The following is a 19,343-nucleotide window of genomic DNA, read 5'->3' as shown; positions in this document are numbered from 1 at the left end:
ACGTGATCACCAGGTCCGCACCCGCATTCCGCGAGAAGGTCACATCATCAGCGTTCTGGTCCGTGAAGACCAGCCGGTCGTTGACGTTCTGATAGCTGAAGTCGCTGATGCTGTATGACCCGTTGCCTGTCACGTGGTAATAGACATCGGCGTCGGCTGTACCAACTTGATCACCAAGAGGATCAGCATAAGGTTCAACAGACACTGTTACTGTTGCGGTGGCCACACCACCCTGACCATCGGAAAGCTCATATGTAAGCGTGTCCTGACCAACGAAGCCTATGTTTGGAGCATAGCGAATTTGCTCAGCTTCGATTGTCGCCGCGCCGTTGACCGCACCATTTACCGAAACGACGCTCAAAACGCCTCCGTCACTATCGGCATCGTTACTCAAGACATCGATCAAAACCGAACCACCAATCTTAACTGTCGATTGATCGTCAACTGCTGTCGGCGCGACATTTGGTGGCGCCATGTCGGCAATTGTTTTCTCTGCAATTCCTTGAGCATCAAGGGTTGTGCCATCTGAGAAAGAAATTTGCTCTACCGAGCGCTGGCTCGTTTCTTCAAAATGACCTTCAACGGTGATTGTTTCTCCTGAAGATAGAGTAATGATCAGATTTTTCTGTTCGTCTTCCAGAAACTCAGCGTCCTCAACTGAATAGCCGACAATATTCAGAACATCGGTTTCGTCGGTTGACCCAATGTCTCGGATGACATCTGACCCGTCGCCAGAGAGGTATTCGTACGTGTCAGCACCTACTCCGCCGACTAGTTCGTCGTTTCCGTGGCCTCCGACCAGAATATCTGCACCGGCCCCGCCTTCGACGACATCGTCACCATTTCCGCCTTGGAGGTGGTTATCTGCGGCGGTGCCAACCAGTATGTCGTTGCCTCCGCCAGAGACAATGTTTTCGATGTTTTGAACCTGCTCCGTGATGCCATTGGTGGCAATAGCGGTCGATTGCTCCAGGTTTATGTTTAAATCTTCGTTCGTATAGGAGAAATCGATTACGTCAGCGCCGGCTCCGCCATCGAAGAAGTCGACCCCTTCTCCGGCCAAGAGGATATCGTTCCCATCGCCGCCATAGATACTGTCGTCGCCACTTCCACCGTCGAGCGTATCGTCACCATCTTCGCCGAACAATGTATCAGAATCATCGCCGCCGCTTACTTGGTCGTTGCCAGCACCCGCTTTGATAACGTCCGCGCCGCCTTCGCCTGAAACTACATCATCGCCGTCTCCAGCTTCGATTTCATTCGCGGCATCACTACCGGTTAAAGTATCAGACCCAGCACCAGTGACGATGTTCTCGAAATTGAGGACTTGCTCCTCTTCACCGCTCGAAAAAGTCGCTGTTCCAAGGGTTAGATTAATCGCGACACCATCGGCAGTATAAGTAAAGTCAATGGTATCGATATCATCGCCGCCATCGAAGAAGTCAGCGCCGGCATTACCTAAGATATAGTCATTGCCAGAACCACCATAATGAGCGTCGTCACCTTCACCGCCATCAATCCGATCGTTTGCTTCCTCGCCATACAACGTGTCGTTGCCAGACCCGCCTGTTATTGCGTCGCTACCATCCCCGCCATGTATCTGATTGTCATCCTCGGAACCTATGAGGATGTTATCCCCAGCGCCGGCGATGACGTTCTCTATGGCCAGGACCTGCTCTTCTGTTCCTCCTGTCAAAACAGCCTGGGAAAGCGACAGATTGATGGCTACGTGATCAGCTGTGTACGTAAAGTCGAGTGTATCGTTTCCTTCTCCACCATCGAAGCTATCAATGCCCTCTCCAGCTACAAGAGTATCATTTCCTTCCTCGCCGTGGAGGGTGTCGTCTCCAGCACCACCTGAGATGTAGTCATTGCCTGTGCCGCCAATCAGATAATCATTGCCGCCCAGACCAAAGATAACATCGTCGCCTGGGTTACCGTACACCTCATTGGCGCTTTCGGTTCCAGTAAGCGCGTTGTTACCCGCACCACCCACGATGTTCTCAAAATTAAGGACTTGTTCGGTCGCACCATCATTAAAGGTGGCTGTTCCAGCGGACAGATCAAGCGTGAAATCGTCGTCTGTATAGGTGAAATCAATGGTGTCTATGTCCTCTCCACCATCGAAGAAATCCACGCCAGCATTGCCGAGAATGTAGTCATTACCGGCTCCACCGTAGTGAGAATCGTCGCCAGCACCGCCATCGATCCGGTCATTTTCCTGCTCACCGTAAAGCGTGTCATTTCCAGCGCCGCCCTGTAGGTCGTCGTCGCCACGACCGCCATGAATCTGATCGTCAGAATCCCAGCCGATGATTGTGTCATCACCGTCATTGCCCTGCAGGGCCTTGCCTCGGATATCCAACCAATCATATACGGTTCCGTCGCTGAAATGGATGAACTCAACCGCACTATAACCGCTGCTCTGGAAATGGTACTGCCATGTGATCACGTCGCCAGCGGATGTAGTAATAACCAAATGCTGATCAGAACCGTTGCTATTCGCAAAATCAACCTGATCTGGTGTGAGGTCAGTGAAACTCAAAGTGTCGCTATAATTGGAACGATAGTCATAATCGCGGATTGTATAAGATCCATCTCCCTGAGTATGGAAATAGTCTTCCTTATTCTCCGTTCCGACAACTGTACCCGTTAACTTCATGTCGGCGACCATGCGGTTGCGCAACTCATCCTGGCTCAACGTTGTGCCATCGGCAAACGTGAAGGTCTCGATGGAACTCCACTTGTTCTCGTTGAGTTGGTTCGCCAAAGTGATCTGCTCGCCGTTGGACAGGGTGAAGATCAGATCATTACCGCTCCGACTCAAGGTGAAGCCGTCAGTGTTGATGTCAGTAAAAGTCAGAGTATCTGTGTAAGTACTGTAGCTATCATAATCGGTGATCGAGTAGGACCCATCACCTAACGTATGCACGTAGTTTTCGCCATTTGAGGTTCCAACAACTGCGCCGCTGACTTTCATGTCATGCATCAAACGATCGCGAAGCTCGTTCTGATTCAAATTCGTTCCATCTGCGAATTCAAAGTGCTCAATCGATCGCCACTTGTTTTCATCCAGTTGTCTGAGGAGAGTGATGGTTTCTCCATTTGGCAGGCTGATGATGACGTCGTTTTGAATTCGAGAGAGAACAACATCATCTGCGTTGACGTCTGTGAATGTCAGGGTGTCGGTACGGTTGTTGTAGTCGTCATAGTCGGTGATCGAGTACGAGCCATCCCCCAGCGTATGCACATAGTTCTCGCTGTTTTCGGAACCGATCACGGTACCGCCGGCCTTCATGTCCGCGACCATGCGGTCACGCAGCTCGTCCTGGTTCAGTGTCGTGCCGTCCGCAAAGGTGACGAACTCGATGGAGCTATACTTGCTCTCATCAAGCTGGTGCACCAATGTGACCTGTTCGCCGTTGGACAATGTGATGATCAGATTGTTGCCGCTTCGGCTCACCGCCACTTCATCTTCGTTAACGTCGGTGAATGTCAGGGTATCGGTCCGTTCGGAGTAGTCGTCATAGTCGGTGATCGAGTACGAGCCGTCCCCCAGCGTATGCACATAGTTCTCGCTGTTTTCGGAACCGATCACGGTACCGCCGGCCTTCATGTCCGCGACCATGAGATCGCGAAGCTCGTCCTGGTTCAGTGTCGTACCGTCCGCAAAAGTGAAGAACTCAATGGAGCTAGACTGGCGTTCATCAAGCTGACGCACCAGTGTGATCTGCTCACCATTCGGCAGCGTGATCGTCAGATCGTTGCCAACCCTACCAACACGAATGTCGCCAATATTCACGTCCGTAAACGTCAACGTGTCACTGCCGCTTTGGCCATACCAGTCGTAGTCCGAGATCGAATAGGATCCATCGCCCAGTGCATGCACGTAGTTCTCTACATGCTCTGTGCCGATCACGATACCACCAGCCTTCGTATCTGCGGCCATGCGGTCGCGCAACTCGTCCTGGTTTAGCGTCGTGCCGTCGGCGAAGGTGAAGAACTCGATGGAGCTCCACTTGTTTTCATCAAGCTGACGCACCAGTGTGATCTGCTCACCATTCGGCAGCGTGATCGTCAGATCGTTGCCAACCCTACCAACACGAATGTCTTCAACATTCACGTCCGTAAACGTCAGCGTGTCAATGCCGTTAGTGCTGTATGCGTCGTAATCCGTGATTGAATAGGTTCCATCGCCCAGTGCATGCACGTAGTTCTCAGCATGTTCGGAACCGATCACAGCACCACCAACCTTCATGTCAGCGACCATGCGATCACGCAACTCACCCTGGTTTAGCGTCGTACCATCCGCAAAGGTGACTAGCTCAATAGAGCTCTGCAGGTTCTCATCAAGCTGCTTCACCAATGTGACTTTCTCGCCATTCGGCAGAGTAATCGTCAGATCGTTGCCGATCCGACCAACACGAACGTCACCGGCATTCACGTCCGTGAACGTCAGTGTGTCGCTACCACTATTGCTATATGCGTCGTAATCCGTGATCCTGTAGGAACCATCCCCAAGCGTATGCGTGTAAGCTTCACCAGACTCTGTTCCGAATTTGTCAGTTGTGATCTGCTGGGGGTCGACAACCAAAGCGGCTACATCTTCGACCGACCAGGTCACGCCATCGGCAAATTCGAAGCTTTCGACGTGATAATCACTGTTCGAGCTCAATTGCCCGCTTATCTCGACATACTCCCCGTTTGAAAGAACAACCCGGAGATCGTTTCCAGAACGAACAAGCACAACCTCTTCTGAACCCACATCTGTGAATACCAGCCGATCTGTGCGGTTGTTATCATCCCAATCACTGATCCGATACGAACCATCCCCGAGCGTATGCGAATAGGTCTCGGCAAAATCCGAGCCCCTCACCGTACCAGAACCAGCAACCTTCTGATCTGTTACCGACTTGTCGCGGATGGCCTGGGCCGTCAGTGTCGCACCGTCGGCAAACTCAATCTCTTCGATCGCATTGTCACCATCTTCGGCGAAATGATCGACAATCGTAATGTGTTCGCCATTTGCCAGCGTGATGACCAGATCTTCACCGCTGTTGGAGGCAAAATGCACTTCATCGGCATTCACATCCGAGAATACCAGCCGGTCGGTCCGGTGATCGTTGTCCCAGTCGCTAATGACATACGAGCCGTCGCCCAGCGTGTGCGTATAGGTCTCAGCAAAATCCGACCCTATCACCAAACCGGACCCGCCAGCCTTCTGATCCGCAACAGATTTGTTACGGATGGCTTCGGCGCCAAGCACCGTGCCATCTGCAAATTCAATCTGTTCAATTGCATTGTCGCCATCTTCGGCAAAATGGTCGACAATGCGAATCCCCTCACCATTCGACAGCGTGATCACCAGATCTTCACCGCTGTTGGACGCGAACCGGACATCATCCGCATTTACATCGGTGAATACCAGCCGGTCGGTCCGGTGATTGTTGTCCCAGTCGCTAATGACATACGAGCCGTCGCCCAGCGTGTGCGTATAGGTTTCGGCAAAGTCCGAACCCCTGACCGTGCCGGAACCACCGTTCTTCTGATCTTCAACAGATTTTGCGCGAATGGACTCGGTGTTCAGAACCGTGCCATCCGCAAATTCGATCTGTTCGACCGCATAAGCCTCAGTCTCTGCGAAATGATCCTGGATCGTGATCCGCGCACCGTCCGGCAGTGTGATCACCAGATCTTCTCCCGATGTGGACATGAACTGAACATCACCCGGGTTCACATCACTCAGAACAAGCCGGTCGGTCACACCCGCATCGTAATCCAGATCCAGAATATGATCATCACCATCCCCAAGCGCATAACGGTACGTGTCAGCACCCTCACCACCACGCAAATGATCATCACCAGTTAGGCCATGAAGAATATTATCGCCCGATGTTCCAATGACATATTCGCTATGTGTGGAGCCCCTGATGTAGGCACCTTCAACTGGCTGAAGAGAAGCAAGATCTGTAAAGACAATCCCATCTGAGAACTCTACAGATGCGATCCGACTGTCAGAGTTTGCGGAAAAATAATCTACCAGTATTACTTGTTCTCCGTTGGACAGAGTGATCAGGGCATTGTCACCGTCCCGAGTGATCAGAGCTTGATCAGCTGTCGCATCCGTGAAAACCAGCTTATCGTTCTGCCCGCTCAGGTTTTGTGGGCTCGTGATCGAATAGGAACCATCTCCTAAACTGTGCCTATGGGTTTCGGACCAATGGCTGCCTTCAACAGAACCAGATGCCTTCATATCCTGGACGATCGCGTCCAAAAGGGCTTGCTGATCCCAAATTGTCCCATCAGCAAACTCAAAACTTTCTATCGACGAACGCTGATTGGAGTTTAGTTGGCCTAAAACAGTAATAACTTCACCATTAGCCAAGTGGAAACTGACATCTAGTCCGTCGCGGCGCACTTGGATGTCTTCTCGGGTCTGATCACTGAACTCTAAACGGTCATTTCCAAGACTGTAATCATAGTCAGAAATAGTGTAAGTGCCATCTCCTTCAGCGTGAACATATCGGTCATCAAAAACCGTTCCAAAAACCGCCCCTGAAGCCTTCATGTCGTGCATCAAACGTTCGCGAAACTGGGCCTGCCCCCAGAGCGTTCCATCTGCGAATTCAAAGTGCTCAATCGATCGCCACTTGTTTTCATCCAGTTGTCTGAGGAGAGTGATGGTTTCTCCATTTGGCAGGCTGATGATGACGTCGTTTTGAATTCGAGAGAGAACAACATCATCTGCGTTGACGTCTGTGAATGTCAGGGTGTCGGTACGGTTGTTGTAGTCGTCATAGTCGGTGATCGAGTACGAGCCATCCCCCAGCGTATGCACATAGTTCTCGCTGTTTTCGGAACCGATCACGGTACCGCCGGCCTTCATGTCCGCGACCATGCGGTCACGCAGCTCGTCCTGGTTCAGTGTCGTGCCGTCCGCAAAGGTGACGAACTCGATGGAGCTATACTTGCTCTCATCAAGCTGGTGCACCAATGTGACCTGTTCGCCGTTGGACAATGTGATGATCAGATTGTTGCCGCTTCGGCTCACCGCCACTTCATCTTCGTTAACGTCGGTGAATGTCAGGGTATCGGTCCGTTCGGAGTAGTCGTCATAGTCGGTGATCGAGTACGAGCCGTCCCCCAGCGTATGCACATAGTTCTCGCTGTTTTCGGAACCGATCACGGTACCGCCGGCCTTCATGTCCGCGACCATGAGATCGCGAAGCTCGTCCTGGTTCAGTGTCGTACCGTCCGCAAAAGTGAAGAACTCAATGGAGCTAGACTGGCGTTCATCAAGCTGACGCACCAGTGTGATCTGCTCACCATTCGGCAGCGTGATCGTCAGATCGTTGCCAACCCTACCAACACGAATGTCGCCAATATTCACGTCCGTAAACGTCAACGTGTCACTGCCGCTTTGGCCATACCAGTCGTAGTCCGAGATCGAATAGGATCCATCGCCCAGTGCATGCACGTAGTTCTCTACATGCTCTGTGCCGATCACGATACCACCAGCCTTCGTATCTGCGGCCATGCGGTCGCGCAACTCGTCCTGGTTTAGCGTCGTGCCGTCGGCGAAGGTGAAGAACTCGATGGAGCTCCACTTGTTTTCATCAAGCTGACGCACCAGTGTGATCTGCTCACCATTCGGCAGCGTGATCGTCAGATCGTTGCCAACCCTACCAACACGAATGTCTTCAACATTCACGTCCGTAAACGTCAGCGTGTCAATGCCGTTAGTGCTGTATGCGTCGTAATCCGTGATTGAATAGGTTCCATCGCCCAGTGCATGCACGTAGTTCTCAGCATGTTCGGAACCGATCACAGCACCACCAACCTTCATGTCAGCGACCATGCGATCACGCAACTCACCCTGGTTTAGCGTCGTACCATCCGCAAAGGTGACTAGCTCAATAGAGCTCTGCAGGTTCTCATCAAGCTGCTTCACCAATGTGACTTTCTCGCCATTCGGCAGAGTAATCGTCAGATCGTTGCCGATCCGACCAACACGAACGTCACCGGCATTCACGTCCGTGAACGTCAGTGTGTCGCTACCACTATTGCTATATGCGTCGTAATCCGTGATCCTGTAGGAACCATCCCCAAGCGTATGCGTGTAAGCTTCACCAGACTCTGTTCCGAATTTGTCAGTTGTGATCTGCTGGGGGTCGACAACCAAAGCGGCTACATCTTCGACCGACCAGGTCACGCCATCGGCAAATTCGAAGCTTTCGACGTGATAATCACTGTTCGAGCTCAATTGCCCGCTTATCTCGACATACTCCCCGTTTGAAAGAACAACCCGGAGATCGTTTCCAGAACGAACAAGCACAACCTCTTCTGAACCCACATCTGTGAATACCAGCCGATCTGTGCGGTTGTTATCATCCCAATCACTGATCCGATACGAACCATCCCCGAGCGTATGCGAATAGGTCTCGGCAAAATCCGAGCCCCTCACCGTACCAGAACCAGCAACCTTCTGATCTGTTACCGACTTGTCGCGGATGGCCTGGGCCGTCAGTGTCGCACCGTCGGCAAACTCAATCTCTTCGATCGCATTGTCACCATCTTCGGCGAAATGATCGACAATCGTAATGTGTTCGCCATTTGCCAGCGTGATGACCAGATCTTCACCGCTGTTGGAGGCAAAATGCACTTCATCGGCATTCACATCCGAGAATACCAGCCGGTCGGTCCGGTGATCGTTGTCCCAGTCGCTAATGACATACGAGCCGTCGCCCAGCGTGTGCGTATAGGTCTCAGCAAAATCCGACCCTATCACCAAACCGGACCCGCCAGCCTTCTGATCCGCAACAGATTTGTTACGGATGGCTTCGGCGCCAAGCACCGTGCCATCTGCAAATTCAATCTGTTCAATTGCATTGTCGCCATCTTCGGCAAAATGGTCGACAATGCGAATCCCCTCACCATTCGACAGCGTGATCACCAGATCTTCACCGCTGTTGGACGCGAACCGGACATCATCCGCATTTACATCGGTGAATACCAGCCGGTCGGTCCGGTGATTGTTGTCCCAGTCGCTAATGACATACGAGCCGTCGCCCAGCGTGTGCGTATAGGTTTCGGCAAAGTCCGAACCCCTGACCGTGCCGGAACCACCGTTCTTCTGATCTTCAACAGATTTTGCGCGAATGGACTCGGTGTTCAGAACCGTGCCATCCGCAAATTCGATCTGTTCGACCGCATAAGCCTCAGTCTCTGCGAAATGATCCTGGATCGTGATCCGCGCACCGTCCGGCAGTGTGATCACCAGATCTTCTCCCGATGTGGACATGAACTGAACATCACCCGGGTTCACATCACTCAGAACAAGCCGGTCGGTCACACCCGCATCGTAATCCAGATCCAGAATATGATCATCACCATCCCCAAGCGCATAACGGTACGTGTCAGCACCCTCACCACCACGCAAATGATCATCACCAGTTAGGCCTTCGACGGTGTTTGCTCCATCGTCGCCATAGAGGAAGTCAGCATGAGCGGAACCAATGAGCCCTTCGATTTCGGTGAAGGTTTCAATGCCACCGCTGATCTTTGCCTCACCGGTTTCTAGTGACGCTATGACACCGAGCGTCGAGTGCCGGTAAGACGCGCGGTCATGCCCGGCCCCCCCAATAAATGTGTCGAACCCTCCGCCACCGTGAAGGACGTCATCGCCTTCGTCACCATAAAGAATGTCGTCACTCGCGATCGAAGTGTTCGTGCCGAGGTCACCATAAATCATGTCATCACCGGCGTCGCCGTGCAGAATATCGTCGCCTCCACGGCCATATATGATGTCGTTACCGTCAAGGCCTTCGATGAGGTTGACGTTATCGTCCCCAATTATGCCGTCACTAAACTGTGACCCGCGAATGTTCTCAATGTTGGTGTACTGATCGCCAACTGCGTCACCCAGAGACCCGGTGCCGGCGCTAAGATCCACAGAAACACTTGTACCACTGTCATCAAACGTGAGTGTGTCTATTCCGACACCACCATCAATAACGTCAGCCCCGGCACCGCCACTGATCAAGTCGTCACCGGCACCGCCCTGGATGTTATCGGCCCCACCATAGGTTCTGATCTCGTCTTCTCCGCCGCCTCCGGAAATCGTATCGTCGCCGTCAGAAGTCAAAATGAGGTTGTCGCTGGAATCACCGGAATAATTGTAGGTCTCATTCAGTCCGGCAGCTTCTGCGGCAATAATGGTGGCCAGCCAGCTTTTTGCCAATGCACTGTCAGGAGACGTTTCGATGAGCGTATTGATCGCCGCGGTGTTGTTTAAGTAGTATTGATAATCAGCGGCCATTTTCACGCGAGTGAACAACAAGGAATGCGCTTGCTTTTTCGAGAGCCCAGCGATTTCACCGCCTATGTCTTCGAGATCCAACGCCCTGAGAACTTTAAGATCTCCATCCGTAGCCGACATGTGACGCAATGCGTCCACAACGGTCGCGTAGATAACGTCCCCGCCACCCATGTCGTAGTTGTTTCCATCTCCGTTTCGCAAATGCTCTTCATGGTGGCCAATAGTGATTGAATAGCCATTTGCGTAGGAAATGTCCGTAGACTGCATCAAATCAGAAAATTGTTTAATCTGGTCAGAAACGGTCTGCCCAAGAGAACGGGCCAGGTCTTTGTTGCCTCCGTCGTCAGAATCGACGCTGGTGATTTCCCAAATACCATCGGATTCGTTATAAACTAGGTCAGCAAATGCCTCGGGGTCCTTGTCAAACAGCGCGTCAACAATTTTTGTAACCGCAAATGCGATCGCCTGAACTACAATCACCTGTGGGACAAAAGCAAAAGCCGCACTAAATCCAAGCGAAGCACCAATTCCAGAGCCGATACCAAGTGAATTACCAAAGAACTGCGCCAATGATCCCGCCAATGCGCCTTCCATTGTTTCCGCGGGCGGTATTATTTCGTCGAGGGCGATATTTAATGCCACACTTATTAAAGATTGAGGCGCTAGAAAATCAAATTGGTTCGGATTGTAGGCTTTACCAATCGCCGAAGTGGATCCAAATACGTTATCGATTAGCGTATCAACGCCGTATTCTAGAACATTATTGATGCCCTCAGTCACGAGGGTGGCCATAATCTGTTCTGGTACGCTATTGATGTCAGTTGACGAGAAAATTTCCCCCATGATCAACTGGCTGACCAACGACACCGTTGAGTCGATACCGCTCACCGCAAGGTCGATTCCAAAATCGGACCAAGCGTCGGTGATCATCGTCTGAACTGCTTCACCATTTGTTTCAGCATACAGGATGCTGTGATGAATCGCGTTGATCCCGCCTTCCGCAATGTTTTGGATAATTGCGTCAATAAGCGTGCCAGCCGCCAGGCGTTCCAAATGTGATTCTGCGCCAACAGCACTCAGAATAAATGGGGTCGCGATATCGGCGACACCTCCCCCGACTTCGTCACCGTAAAGCCAGTAGTTATCGTGGATATGAATGTCGACTAGTTCGTTTTCACCGGTCGCAGGATCGGTTTTATAAATATGCTCTTGCTTCAGATAGAATCTGGTTACTCGCTCCCCGTTCACTATTTCACCTAGCTCGTAAGTGATTTCAACAATGGTTGTCGGTTCGTTGGGTGGCGACCAAGAAACAGCTTTCCACTTTCCACCGTCTGGTGTTTCGGATTCCCAAACCAGACGCCCTTGCGCGTCTTCACCGAGGGCTGTCAGCGTACCGTGAGTGCCGGGTTCATAGAAGGACAGCGTTGATGTGTTGTGGACCCTATACCCACCGGCAATGTAAGTATGAGTGCCCTCAACTTCGAAATTGTAGACAGTGTGCCGACTAGGCTTTGGCTCCAGGTCTTCGGACAATATCGCAACAGACATCGCTTCTATTGAGCACCGGTCAAGCGCGAGCGCAGATCGAAAATTCCCGTCTAAGCAGAGAAATTCCACGGATTTGGGCTGCACTTCTCCCGCGCCGCGCGCGCGCTGCGTTTTAACTTGCATGATACTGTCCCTGTGACCGCCTTTATGCGGTTTTCAAAATTTCCGTAATAAACTGTTCTTTTATTTTCACTGCCGGCGCGAAAGGCGACACGCATTCGACGACAATCAGTTTTGGGCCTGACCGCCACTCTTCGAGTTTCAGCGCTGTCTTTTCCCCACTGTCCCAAGCTGCCTTTATTTCTTCGGACACAGAAGCCCATGAGATGAACGCAACAGGCATGCCTTCTTTTCGAATAAGCTTGAACTGTTTAAATAAAATCGCGGGCAATACACGCTCATCCAATGTTGAAAATGGAAGATCCTTGTGGTCCTTCGACATCGACATCAGCCAGCTTGCGATACCGAGAAAAACGCCAAATTCTTCAGGCTTGAGCGATCCAGAACCGCCAACACCCAATGGGCGTCCATCCAGTTTTTCGTTTTCCGACATGGTCAATGGTACCTTTCCGCAGTCTGCTTCAATCGCCCGGCAATCAACTCTGAGGGGCGGCCTTCCCATTCTCCGCTTGTCAGGATGTCTTCCAAGGTCTCGCGACTTCGTCGGAGGATGTAATCCTCTGGTCTTGGGAGCGGGCCGAACCAATTCAGAGGTGCTGCGCTGCTACCATCAGCCGAGACAAGGCCCGTTGCGGCGTCAAACTCCAATCCCTGAGACCGGATGCAATCCAACACAGAAACGGCAACACCATCTTTGTCGAACAACAATGTCCCAACCCGCATTTGACCGGACTTGAGTTTACCCGCATGCAAGTCTTCGGAAGTCTCCGCGTACGACACCTTGACCATTTGATCTTCCAGATCACCCGCTGGTTTATTGGTCGACATGCGAACCAACGCGCCACTTTCTCGAACCAGAGCACCGTCACTCAGAAGAATGTCGATGATCGGAACATGACGACCCGCAAAACGACCCTCACCGCAAAGCGTCACATGCCCAGGGGTCACCTTCAATCCATGCACGTCGAGAAGATGAGACACTTCGTTCTTAAAGGTACGAACAACACGACCAGGAACGAGGTTTCCATCTTCATCATACGACGTGACAACATCGCCCTCTGTGATCATCTCAATCGGCCTTTGATCGCCGGAAACGAGAGAAATCGAAGTGCCAGCCGCAAAACACTCTTTCTGACTCTGTACAACCTCAAGAATATCCTCTGCAGTAAGCGCTTCTCCACTTGACAGCTTTATTCGAAGATCATCCAAAATGGATTGCGCAAGAGCTTCACCTCCTACGCCGCCTGCAATCGCAGCCAGAATGGTAACAACACCAGCAGTCGTAGTGGTGGGCTCAGGAACAATTATGCCTAAAATTGCAAGGCCAAGAGCAGCACCTGCATAGCCACCCGCTGCACCGCCTGCCAACCCAGCTGCAAAGTCTTGTAAGACAATATTAGCTTCTTCCGATTGTCCGTTGTTATAAAGATGCACTGCATATTGAGCGGTCACCGCAAAACCAACTATGTCGCCAGCCACTCCCGCTTTTTCCAGAATAAACAGCGCCCTTGGTACACCACTGAAATCCTGAATCGACAAACCTTTTGAGTTGGCAAAATTTAGTGTTTCCACGGCAGAGTCGTAGAAATCGTTTCCGTTAGTTGAAATTCCTGCGGCATCAAAATAGTCATTCAGAACGGCAAGATTATTGCCAATTCGACCATTCACAAACGCGTCCGACAACAGAAAGCTTGTAGCGAAATCTGAGCTTTCTTGCACAGCACTGAAGACTCTCAGAGTTGCCCCGTCCCCATAGCGCAGTAAATCTGTACGGCTGATGCCGTTGATTGAAGTAACGTTTGGATTGTCGAGAAGTGCTTGCAATTCTATCTGCGAAAATATCCTAACTGGCGAACCATCCCTAACGATTGCATATACATCGCCCGAAACGCTTTTTGCATATTCCAATGAGATATTTCCCAGCAAGGATTTGGGATCTGCACCATCAAGTGCGTCAACAGCGCTAGAAAACCCATTTACGGTCAATCCGCTCTCATAGGTAGCCTCAAGCGCTTGCAGCACTGCCGTACTATCAAAAAACTTTCCCACATCGCTAGATTGAATAGTGGTGTAGTGGTTGCTGTCCAAAGATAAGTTGCCAACGGTTTGTGCTGAATTACCGCCACTACTAAAGAGACTAATCGTCCCACTAGGTATAGACTTAGATAGCCCTTGCGCGGCTAGGTTGTAAAAGTTCTCATCAAGCACATCACCTGAAATTAGAGAGTTGGTTACAGCATCCTGGACTTGGGAAAGACTGCTAAAATCTACTCCTGAGTAGTCATAAATCGGCATACTCGCCTCTTACAATTTTTTCAGTTAGAGCTTTTGAAAATTCCACGGCATGCCCCCCGGGGGTTTCACGCCCGAATGTGGCGTCCGCACCAAAAATATTACCGAAAGTCGAAAAGGACGCTTCGACGAGTTCGACCGCTTTAGAGAGGTCTGCGCGTGTGGCGAACTTGGAGGCATTCGTTAAACACTGTTGCCTCTCTTCTATTGGCCGATCTATTCCGTGTCTGCTATCTTCATACCCAGTATAAAAGTTCAGATCTGACCCGATTTCCTCGATCTCCCAGATCCATTTTCCATTTTTTTTCTTAGGCGGAACAGAAACCGGCGAGATCAACGTTTCGTTGTTCTTTCTTGAGAACTGAACTCTACGACCATTTATTGCGACAAAAACCCTTCTCTGGACCTCACCGAGGTCGGACGAAGCCACTGCCTGCAGGAAGAAGCCTTCTTCGCTTGTGCGAACTTGGTTGAAACGCCCGTCAAACCAGTATTCCACACTCTCGTTTAGCTGGTAACGCGTTGGGCTGTAGCCCTCCAAAATCTTCTTGCGCTTTTCGTCCTTGGCATTTTCTGGGTGCAATAGCCCTCGAGGCTGGTACCTGCGAGCATCGCTAAAATACTTATAGTTTTGAGTTACCATTGATATAATCTTATCCAGAAGTTTCGCAAACTCTAGTCGCCCTAAGGTAGAGCAGTCAATGCTTAATTCAGACGATCCGAGAACCTCTTGCCTTTGGTTGAAATCATCCTTCGCTGCTGATCACCACCCTCTGAAGTGGAATACAGGTACCGGCCGATCACTTCGACCCAGCCCTGACACGCAGTTGCATTTTGATGCTGATGCGCAATGAACTGGTCGCGCACAACCTGTCACTACACCATGACACTTTTTACCTGCATTTGAAAAGATCGCCGAGAACGAGGTACTCACATCTTGAACCGTTACGGATAACAGGAATGGCACCTGGGGACCCGGACCCATGAAGCGCGGAGACCGCAGGAGACGCCGCACGGTAGGGCGGATCAAATGCGGCGATGGGGAGGACGGCGAACCCGTCGCCGCCTATTATTCCGGGCAAAAATGCCTGGCAGGTTTCCTGAAAGTCTGCGCGTGTTTTCAGGCGCAAAGGCATGCGCAGACAACTTTTGGCTGAATTGTGTTCCTGCAACAAACTGCGAACGTCATCGAATGGGTGTTATGTGAAGCGATCTTCAGTTGAGTGCATCCCTTACCCGCGGATCAAACGAACCATTACTTCAATCGCCGGAGAGCAGTCATCGATCTTGCGCGCGGAGAACGACCGCAATGAGCCCATTTTACCGGATGCTACGGGATGCATGAATGGCCGCAATCGCCTCGGATGCTAAAAAACTTCCAATACTCCAACTGTTTTGCCATGGGTTTTTGGAACGCATAACAGCTTGATCACTCGTGCAAACATCGAGCGTGACAAAAGCCACCGTTTCAGCTACAGCCCTTATAAGGCAGGATGCGTCGAGCTAAAAGGAAGTCAAACCCTCTAGTGTTGATGATTATTCGGATAAATAAATCTATACGTGTAGTTTCTTGCGCAGTTTTGCTGCTATTGTGCGCCACTTATTATACGAAATACGCTCTTGCTGGAGACGATGTGTATTTCCATTCACTTATTTCCATAGAAACTATCTTCCCAGAATGTGATGGTATTAACGCCAGAGCATGCTCTTATCCGCTCCTCACGACAGTTCATGAGCCAAAAGAGCGATCAAGTTTCACCGTCACAGCCAATGAAGCACTTCGAACCCTTCCCCCGTCACTCTATAATTCCGCATTATCACGTTTCTCAAGCCCGGCTACCAGATCGACCTGCGACGTAGAAACACTGTCGGAAGAAATTATTGCATCCGAACGGGAAGCTTTCTCCATGCAAGAGGAGCGGATGTATGTTTCGTTAGTTCCCCAAAATAGCATTAATTGCTTCTATCGAAGCAGCCCTCATGTAGATGAAACCGCTAGGGTTTTTCTGATCTGGGAGGCCGGAGATATCGTTGGATGGCTAGAATGTCGATACCGTGGAGCTCAATTTAGAAGCTGTCTTCTGAGGCTTACCCCTCAAGGAAACGAATGCGGAAACGCACAGGGGGCACCCGTTGAAATATCAGTTGTTTCAGCCCTAAATGTTGAAACAACGCTCAGAAATCTTGGGGTGTTAGCCAACCAAATTTTCTCGCGGGCATCACAAGAAAACCAAATTTGCTTTCCAGCTGATCGATACCAAAAATCATTCCGCTATGGCCCCGGTGTTGAGGATGTAATAGCGCTAACCGATGGAGGCCGAAATGGCAGACATAATTAGAGTTGAATATCTAATCCGCGCTCAAGAGCTACATGACCAAGGACGTATCGCTGACGCATATGCTGTATTGGCAGATGCTGGGGACATATATGCTGCCAATGCTTACCAAATTACGAACAATGACAACACCGGCATTTTCGATTTTCTTGTTCCAAATATATGGGACTATGGCGCACCGGGAGCCAGAGAAGACATGTTTATGCAGGTCGCAGCGACGCATCAACAAAATTACCTGAATGCGATTCTGGATGGTCAATTCACAACCGCAGATGGCCATACTTTCTATGAGCTGCCTGATACTTACGAGATCGAGCTTTCTTACTACAACTCACTGATATCAAACGATCTTCCCCCTGAAGTTGCAATCGATTTGCTTATTAACACTGCATTTAACGGGTACGTTAGCTGGTCAGGGCTTTTACAAATAGAAGATTCCCGCCAATCAAGCCAATCCCTTTCACTGGAGGGGATAAGTGGTGGTGAAGCCTTTGAACGTCTTTTTGTCGCTCAGGTTGTTGGCCTTTTAGAAAGTGGTGAAATTGCTTATGATACCGTCGTAGATGCTCTACGAAATATCGGTCGGGATACTAATGCAGAACGCCTTCTCAACGAGGCAATTGGTAGCGCAAAAAACAACTGCTTCCTCGGCGATACAGCTATCAGCATGTGGCCGCTTGATCCAAATCTCGAACCCGGTCCAGATGGGATATATAACCAAGACGAGGTGCGGGCCAAGATTTGGACAAAGCCTATCCGTGATATCAGGGTAAAAGACATCATTGTTGCCCATGACAAAAACGGCAACTTGGTGCCGGACGTTGTCAGTCGCACGTTCCAAAACAAAGCAACGCATATCCTCGATTTTTGGGGAACAGGTGTTACACCCGGTCATGCCTATCTGTGCGGCGACGGTAAACACGAAGGCGAATACGCACCGTTGATCGACATATTGAGACAGGACGGCGCTATCGTTCTTGAAAACGGCACCAAAGTACGGGCGGCCATCAACTGGCCTGTCGGCTCTCTGCCAGATCAGTTTATCTGGGTGCTGGCGGGGCATGATGACGGCCAAAATATCCAAGTGACTAATAAGAAACAAATTCGCATCGGCACAAGGATGATTGCGCCAGACGGGAGCGACGATTGCATTCTGGATCGTCTGGTTCATACCTACGGGCCACTCAGCGAAGGTGGCTTTTTCGAGAACGGCACAGACGTGCGTAGCTTGGTTCTTCACTGGCCGTATGGGGACAAAATCCCCAATCCGGAGGATTACATTCTGCAACGTTCGGACCTGACGCTCGAAGAGATTTACACCGCTAATGAATGGGAACAGATCGGCACACGGATGCCGCCTCCATCAACTATGGTCGGGTTCAACCCTAGAGTAGCGAACAGCCATGCAGCTCTGATGCTGCAAGCATCCAAACCCGTGCCCAATATCCCGCCTGCATTTGCGGATCATCCTGACGTGCCAAGCGGAGCTACCAAGCTCAACCGCAAGCAGCGCAAGGCGATGGAAGCCCGCAAACGCAAAACCGCACGGGTGAAAATGCGCAAACTACACTAACGGCGGCCTACAACCATCGCGACTAATCAAATCTGGAAGCGGCCTTTGGTGCGTTTGCAGCGAAAGCTCGCTTTGTCCGCAAAACCGGAATTGTTAAGATAGAAATGAATGGCTTCTTGCCTCTGGTTCCGCCAGGTCGCGGCTGAGGCGCGCACGGTATTGTCGATTGAAGAGTTGGTTCTTGAGGTTTTAGCCAACACTACTTGCTGCGCTGAAGAAAAGACAAAACCCGCTACCAAACGGCGGCGGGCTTTCTAGCGACGATGAGGGAAAATGATGCCTACATCCGCGAACCTCAATGCCTTTCGTGACGAAAGCTATTGTGGAGACAGTCAGGTGTCAACGCGGATGTTCAAACTCAAGCTCAGTCTGACGGATGTTCAAACTTGCAAAACTGATCTCAGATCGTCGTGATCTAGTATCAACGAGCATTGGGCGCATCCAACGGAAGCAATGTACGGGAAAAGTGTTTGTGATTGACTTCGACATTTTCGCGCATTGCTCATGAACCGGACCTTTCGGGCTGATCAATGTTAAGCTACCCATCTGGTTGGCAAAGCCTATTGATCTTTAAGTATTACCGAAGATTCGTTTCAAGGCGCCCCGTCACTCTTCAGAATGGTTCTTATTCGAGCCCCTTAAATCAAAAATTCCCAGCTTCCTCATACGCCGAATTATTGCAATGTGATTTATGACCCGGTCGATCTTGGCCGCGTCTCCCGTGGCAAAAGCGGCTGAAATCATCTTCAGCTGCATATCAAAGCCCTCAGCGAGCTCTGCACTACTCATTTCCTGGCTGTTTCTGACCTCCCACAAGGCGATGGTTTCTTCACAGTCTTCTTCCCACATCTCACCGAGAAAGGCCTTCGCATCAAACTCAGGATCTTTTTCTCACCCAACTTTTCCACGGCCCCCCATATTGGTTTGAGACGCTCAAAAAGGCTTTTCTCACTATCAGCCATTACCTTGTGACCTCCCTTTCAACATTTCGATTTTCGGCCGAACGAATGCTGATGCGTCTTGCATACCTAAACTCAGCGTCCGCGATCATGCTTTTTTGAGCAACCGCAGTTCAAGAGCCTGTTCGGCAACCACTTCCTTCAGATCGCGTGCCTCGCGGCGCAGATCTTTGACCTCTGTCGATGTCGCGGCG

General features: G+C 50.8%; 6 protein-coding genes. 1 reads left to right on the top strand and 5 read right to left on the bottom strand.

The window, feature by feature from the left end; genetic code table 11:
• The 4 genes from ACR0D7_RS18915 to ACR0D7_RS18900 all read right to left on the bottom strand — a co-directional run.
• A partial coding sequence (locus ACR0D7_RS18915; RefSeq protein WP_480680400.1) for a calcium-binding protein occupies positions 1–11,992 on the bottom strand: 11,992 nt, incomplete at its 3' end.
• A 22-nt stretch (positions 11,993–12,014) separates the two neighbouring features.
• Entirely contained in the window at positions 12,015–12,422 is a 408-nt protein-coding gene (locus ACR0D7_RS18910; protein ID WP_480680401.1) for a toxin-activating lysine-acyltransferase, read from the bottom strand.
• Between the two features lie 2 nt (positions 12,423–12,424).
• Positions 12,425–14,284 carry a Hint domain-containing protein gene (locus ACR0D7_RS18905; RefSeq protein WP_480680399.1) on the bottom strand — a complete coding sequence of 620 codons (1,860 nt, stop codon included), beginning with the start codon at positions 14,282–14,284 and terminating at the stop codon, positions 12,425–12,427.
• Positions 14,271–14,924: a hypothetical protein gene (locus ACR0D7_RS18900; protein ID WP_480680398.1), complete on the bottom strand. Its 654-nt coding sequence runs from the start codon at positions 14,922–14,924 to the stop codon at positions 14,271–14,273. The genes ACR0D7_RS18905 and ACR0D7_RS18900 overlap by 14 nt, the downstream gene beginning before the upstream one ends.
• A 1,679-nt stretch (positions 14,925–16,603) precedes the next feature.
• Here ACR0D7_RS18900 and ACR0D7_RS18895 point away from each other — a divergent pair.
• Positions 16,604–18,190: a hypothetical protein gene (locus tag ACR0D7_RS18895; protein WP_480680397.1), complete on the top strand. Its 1,587-nt coding sequence runs from the start codon at positions 16,604–16,606 to the stop codon at positions 18,188–18,190.
• Positions 18,191–18,796: 606 nt separating this feature from the next.
• Here the strand turns inward: ACR0D7_RS18895 and ACR0D7_RS18890 are convergent.
• Entirely contained in the window at positions 18,797–19,039 is a 243-nt protein-coding gene (locus tag ACR0D7_RS18890; protein ID WP_480680396.1) for a hypothetical protein, read from the bottom strand.
• Between the last annotated feature and the right edge of the window lie 304 nt (positions 19,040–19,343).

The organism is Ruegeria sp. BB7, from assembly GCF_056539365.1.
Note: the sequence above shows the minus strand (reverse complement) of the source record. Positions and strands in the feature narration are given on the sequence as shown.

Bases quoted from the DNA above. Each gene is read 5' to 3' on its own strand.
- ACR0D7_RS18910 (WP_480680401.1), bottom strand. From the start codon at position 12,422: ATGTCGGAAAACGAAAAACTGGATGGACGCCCATTGGGTGTTGGCGGT.
- ACR0D7_RS18905 (WP_480680399.1), bottom strand. From the start codon at position 14,284: ATGCCGATTTATGACTACTCAGGAGTAGATTTTAGCAGTCTTTCCCAA.
- ACR0D7_RS18900 (WP_480680398.1), bottom strand. From the start codon at position 14,924: ATGGTAACTCAAAACTATAAGTATTTTAGCGATGCTCGCAGGTACCAG.
- ACR0D7_RS18895 (WP_480680397.1), top strand. From the start codon at position 16,604: ATGGCAGACATAATTAGAGTTGAATATCTAATCCGCGCTCAAGAGCTA.
- ACR0D7_RS18890 (WP_480680396.1), bottom strand. From the start codon at position 19,039: ATGTGGGAAGAAGACTGTGAAGAAACCATCGCCTTGTGGGAGGTCAGA.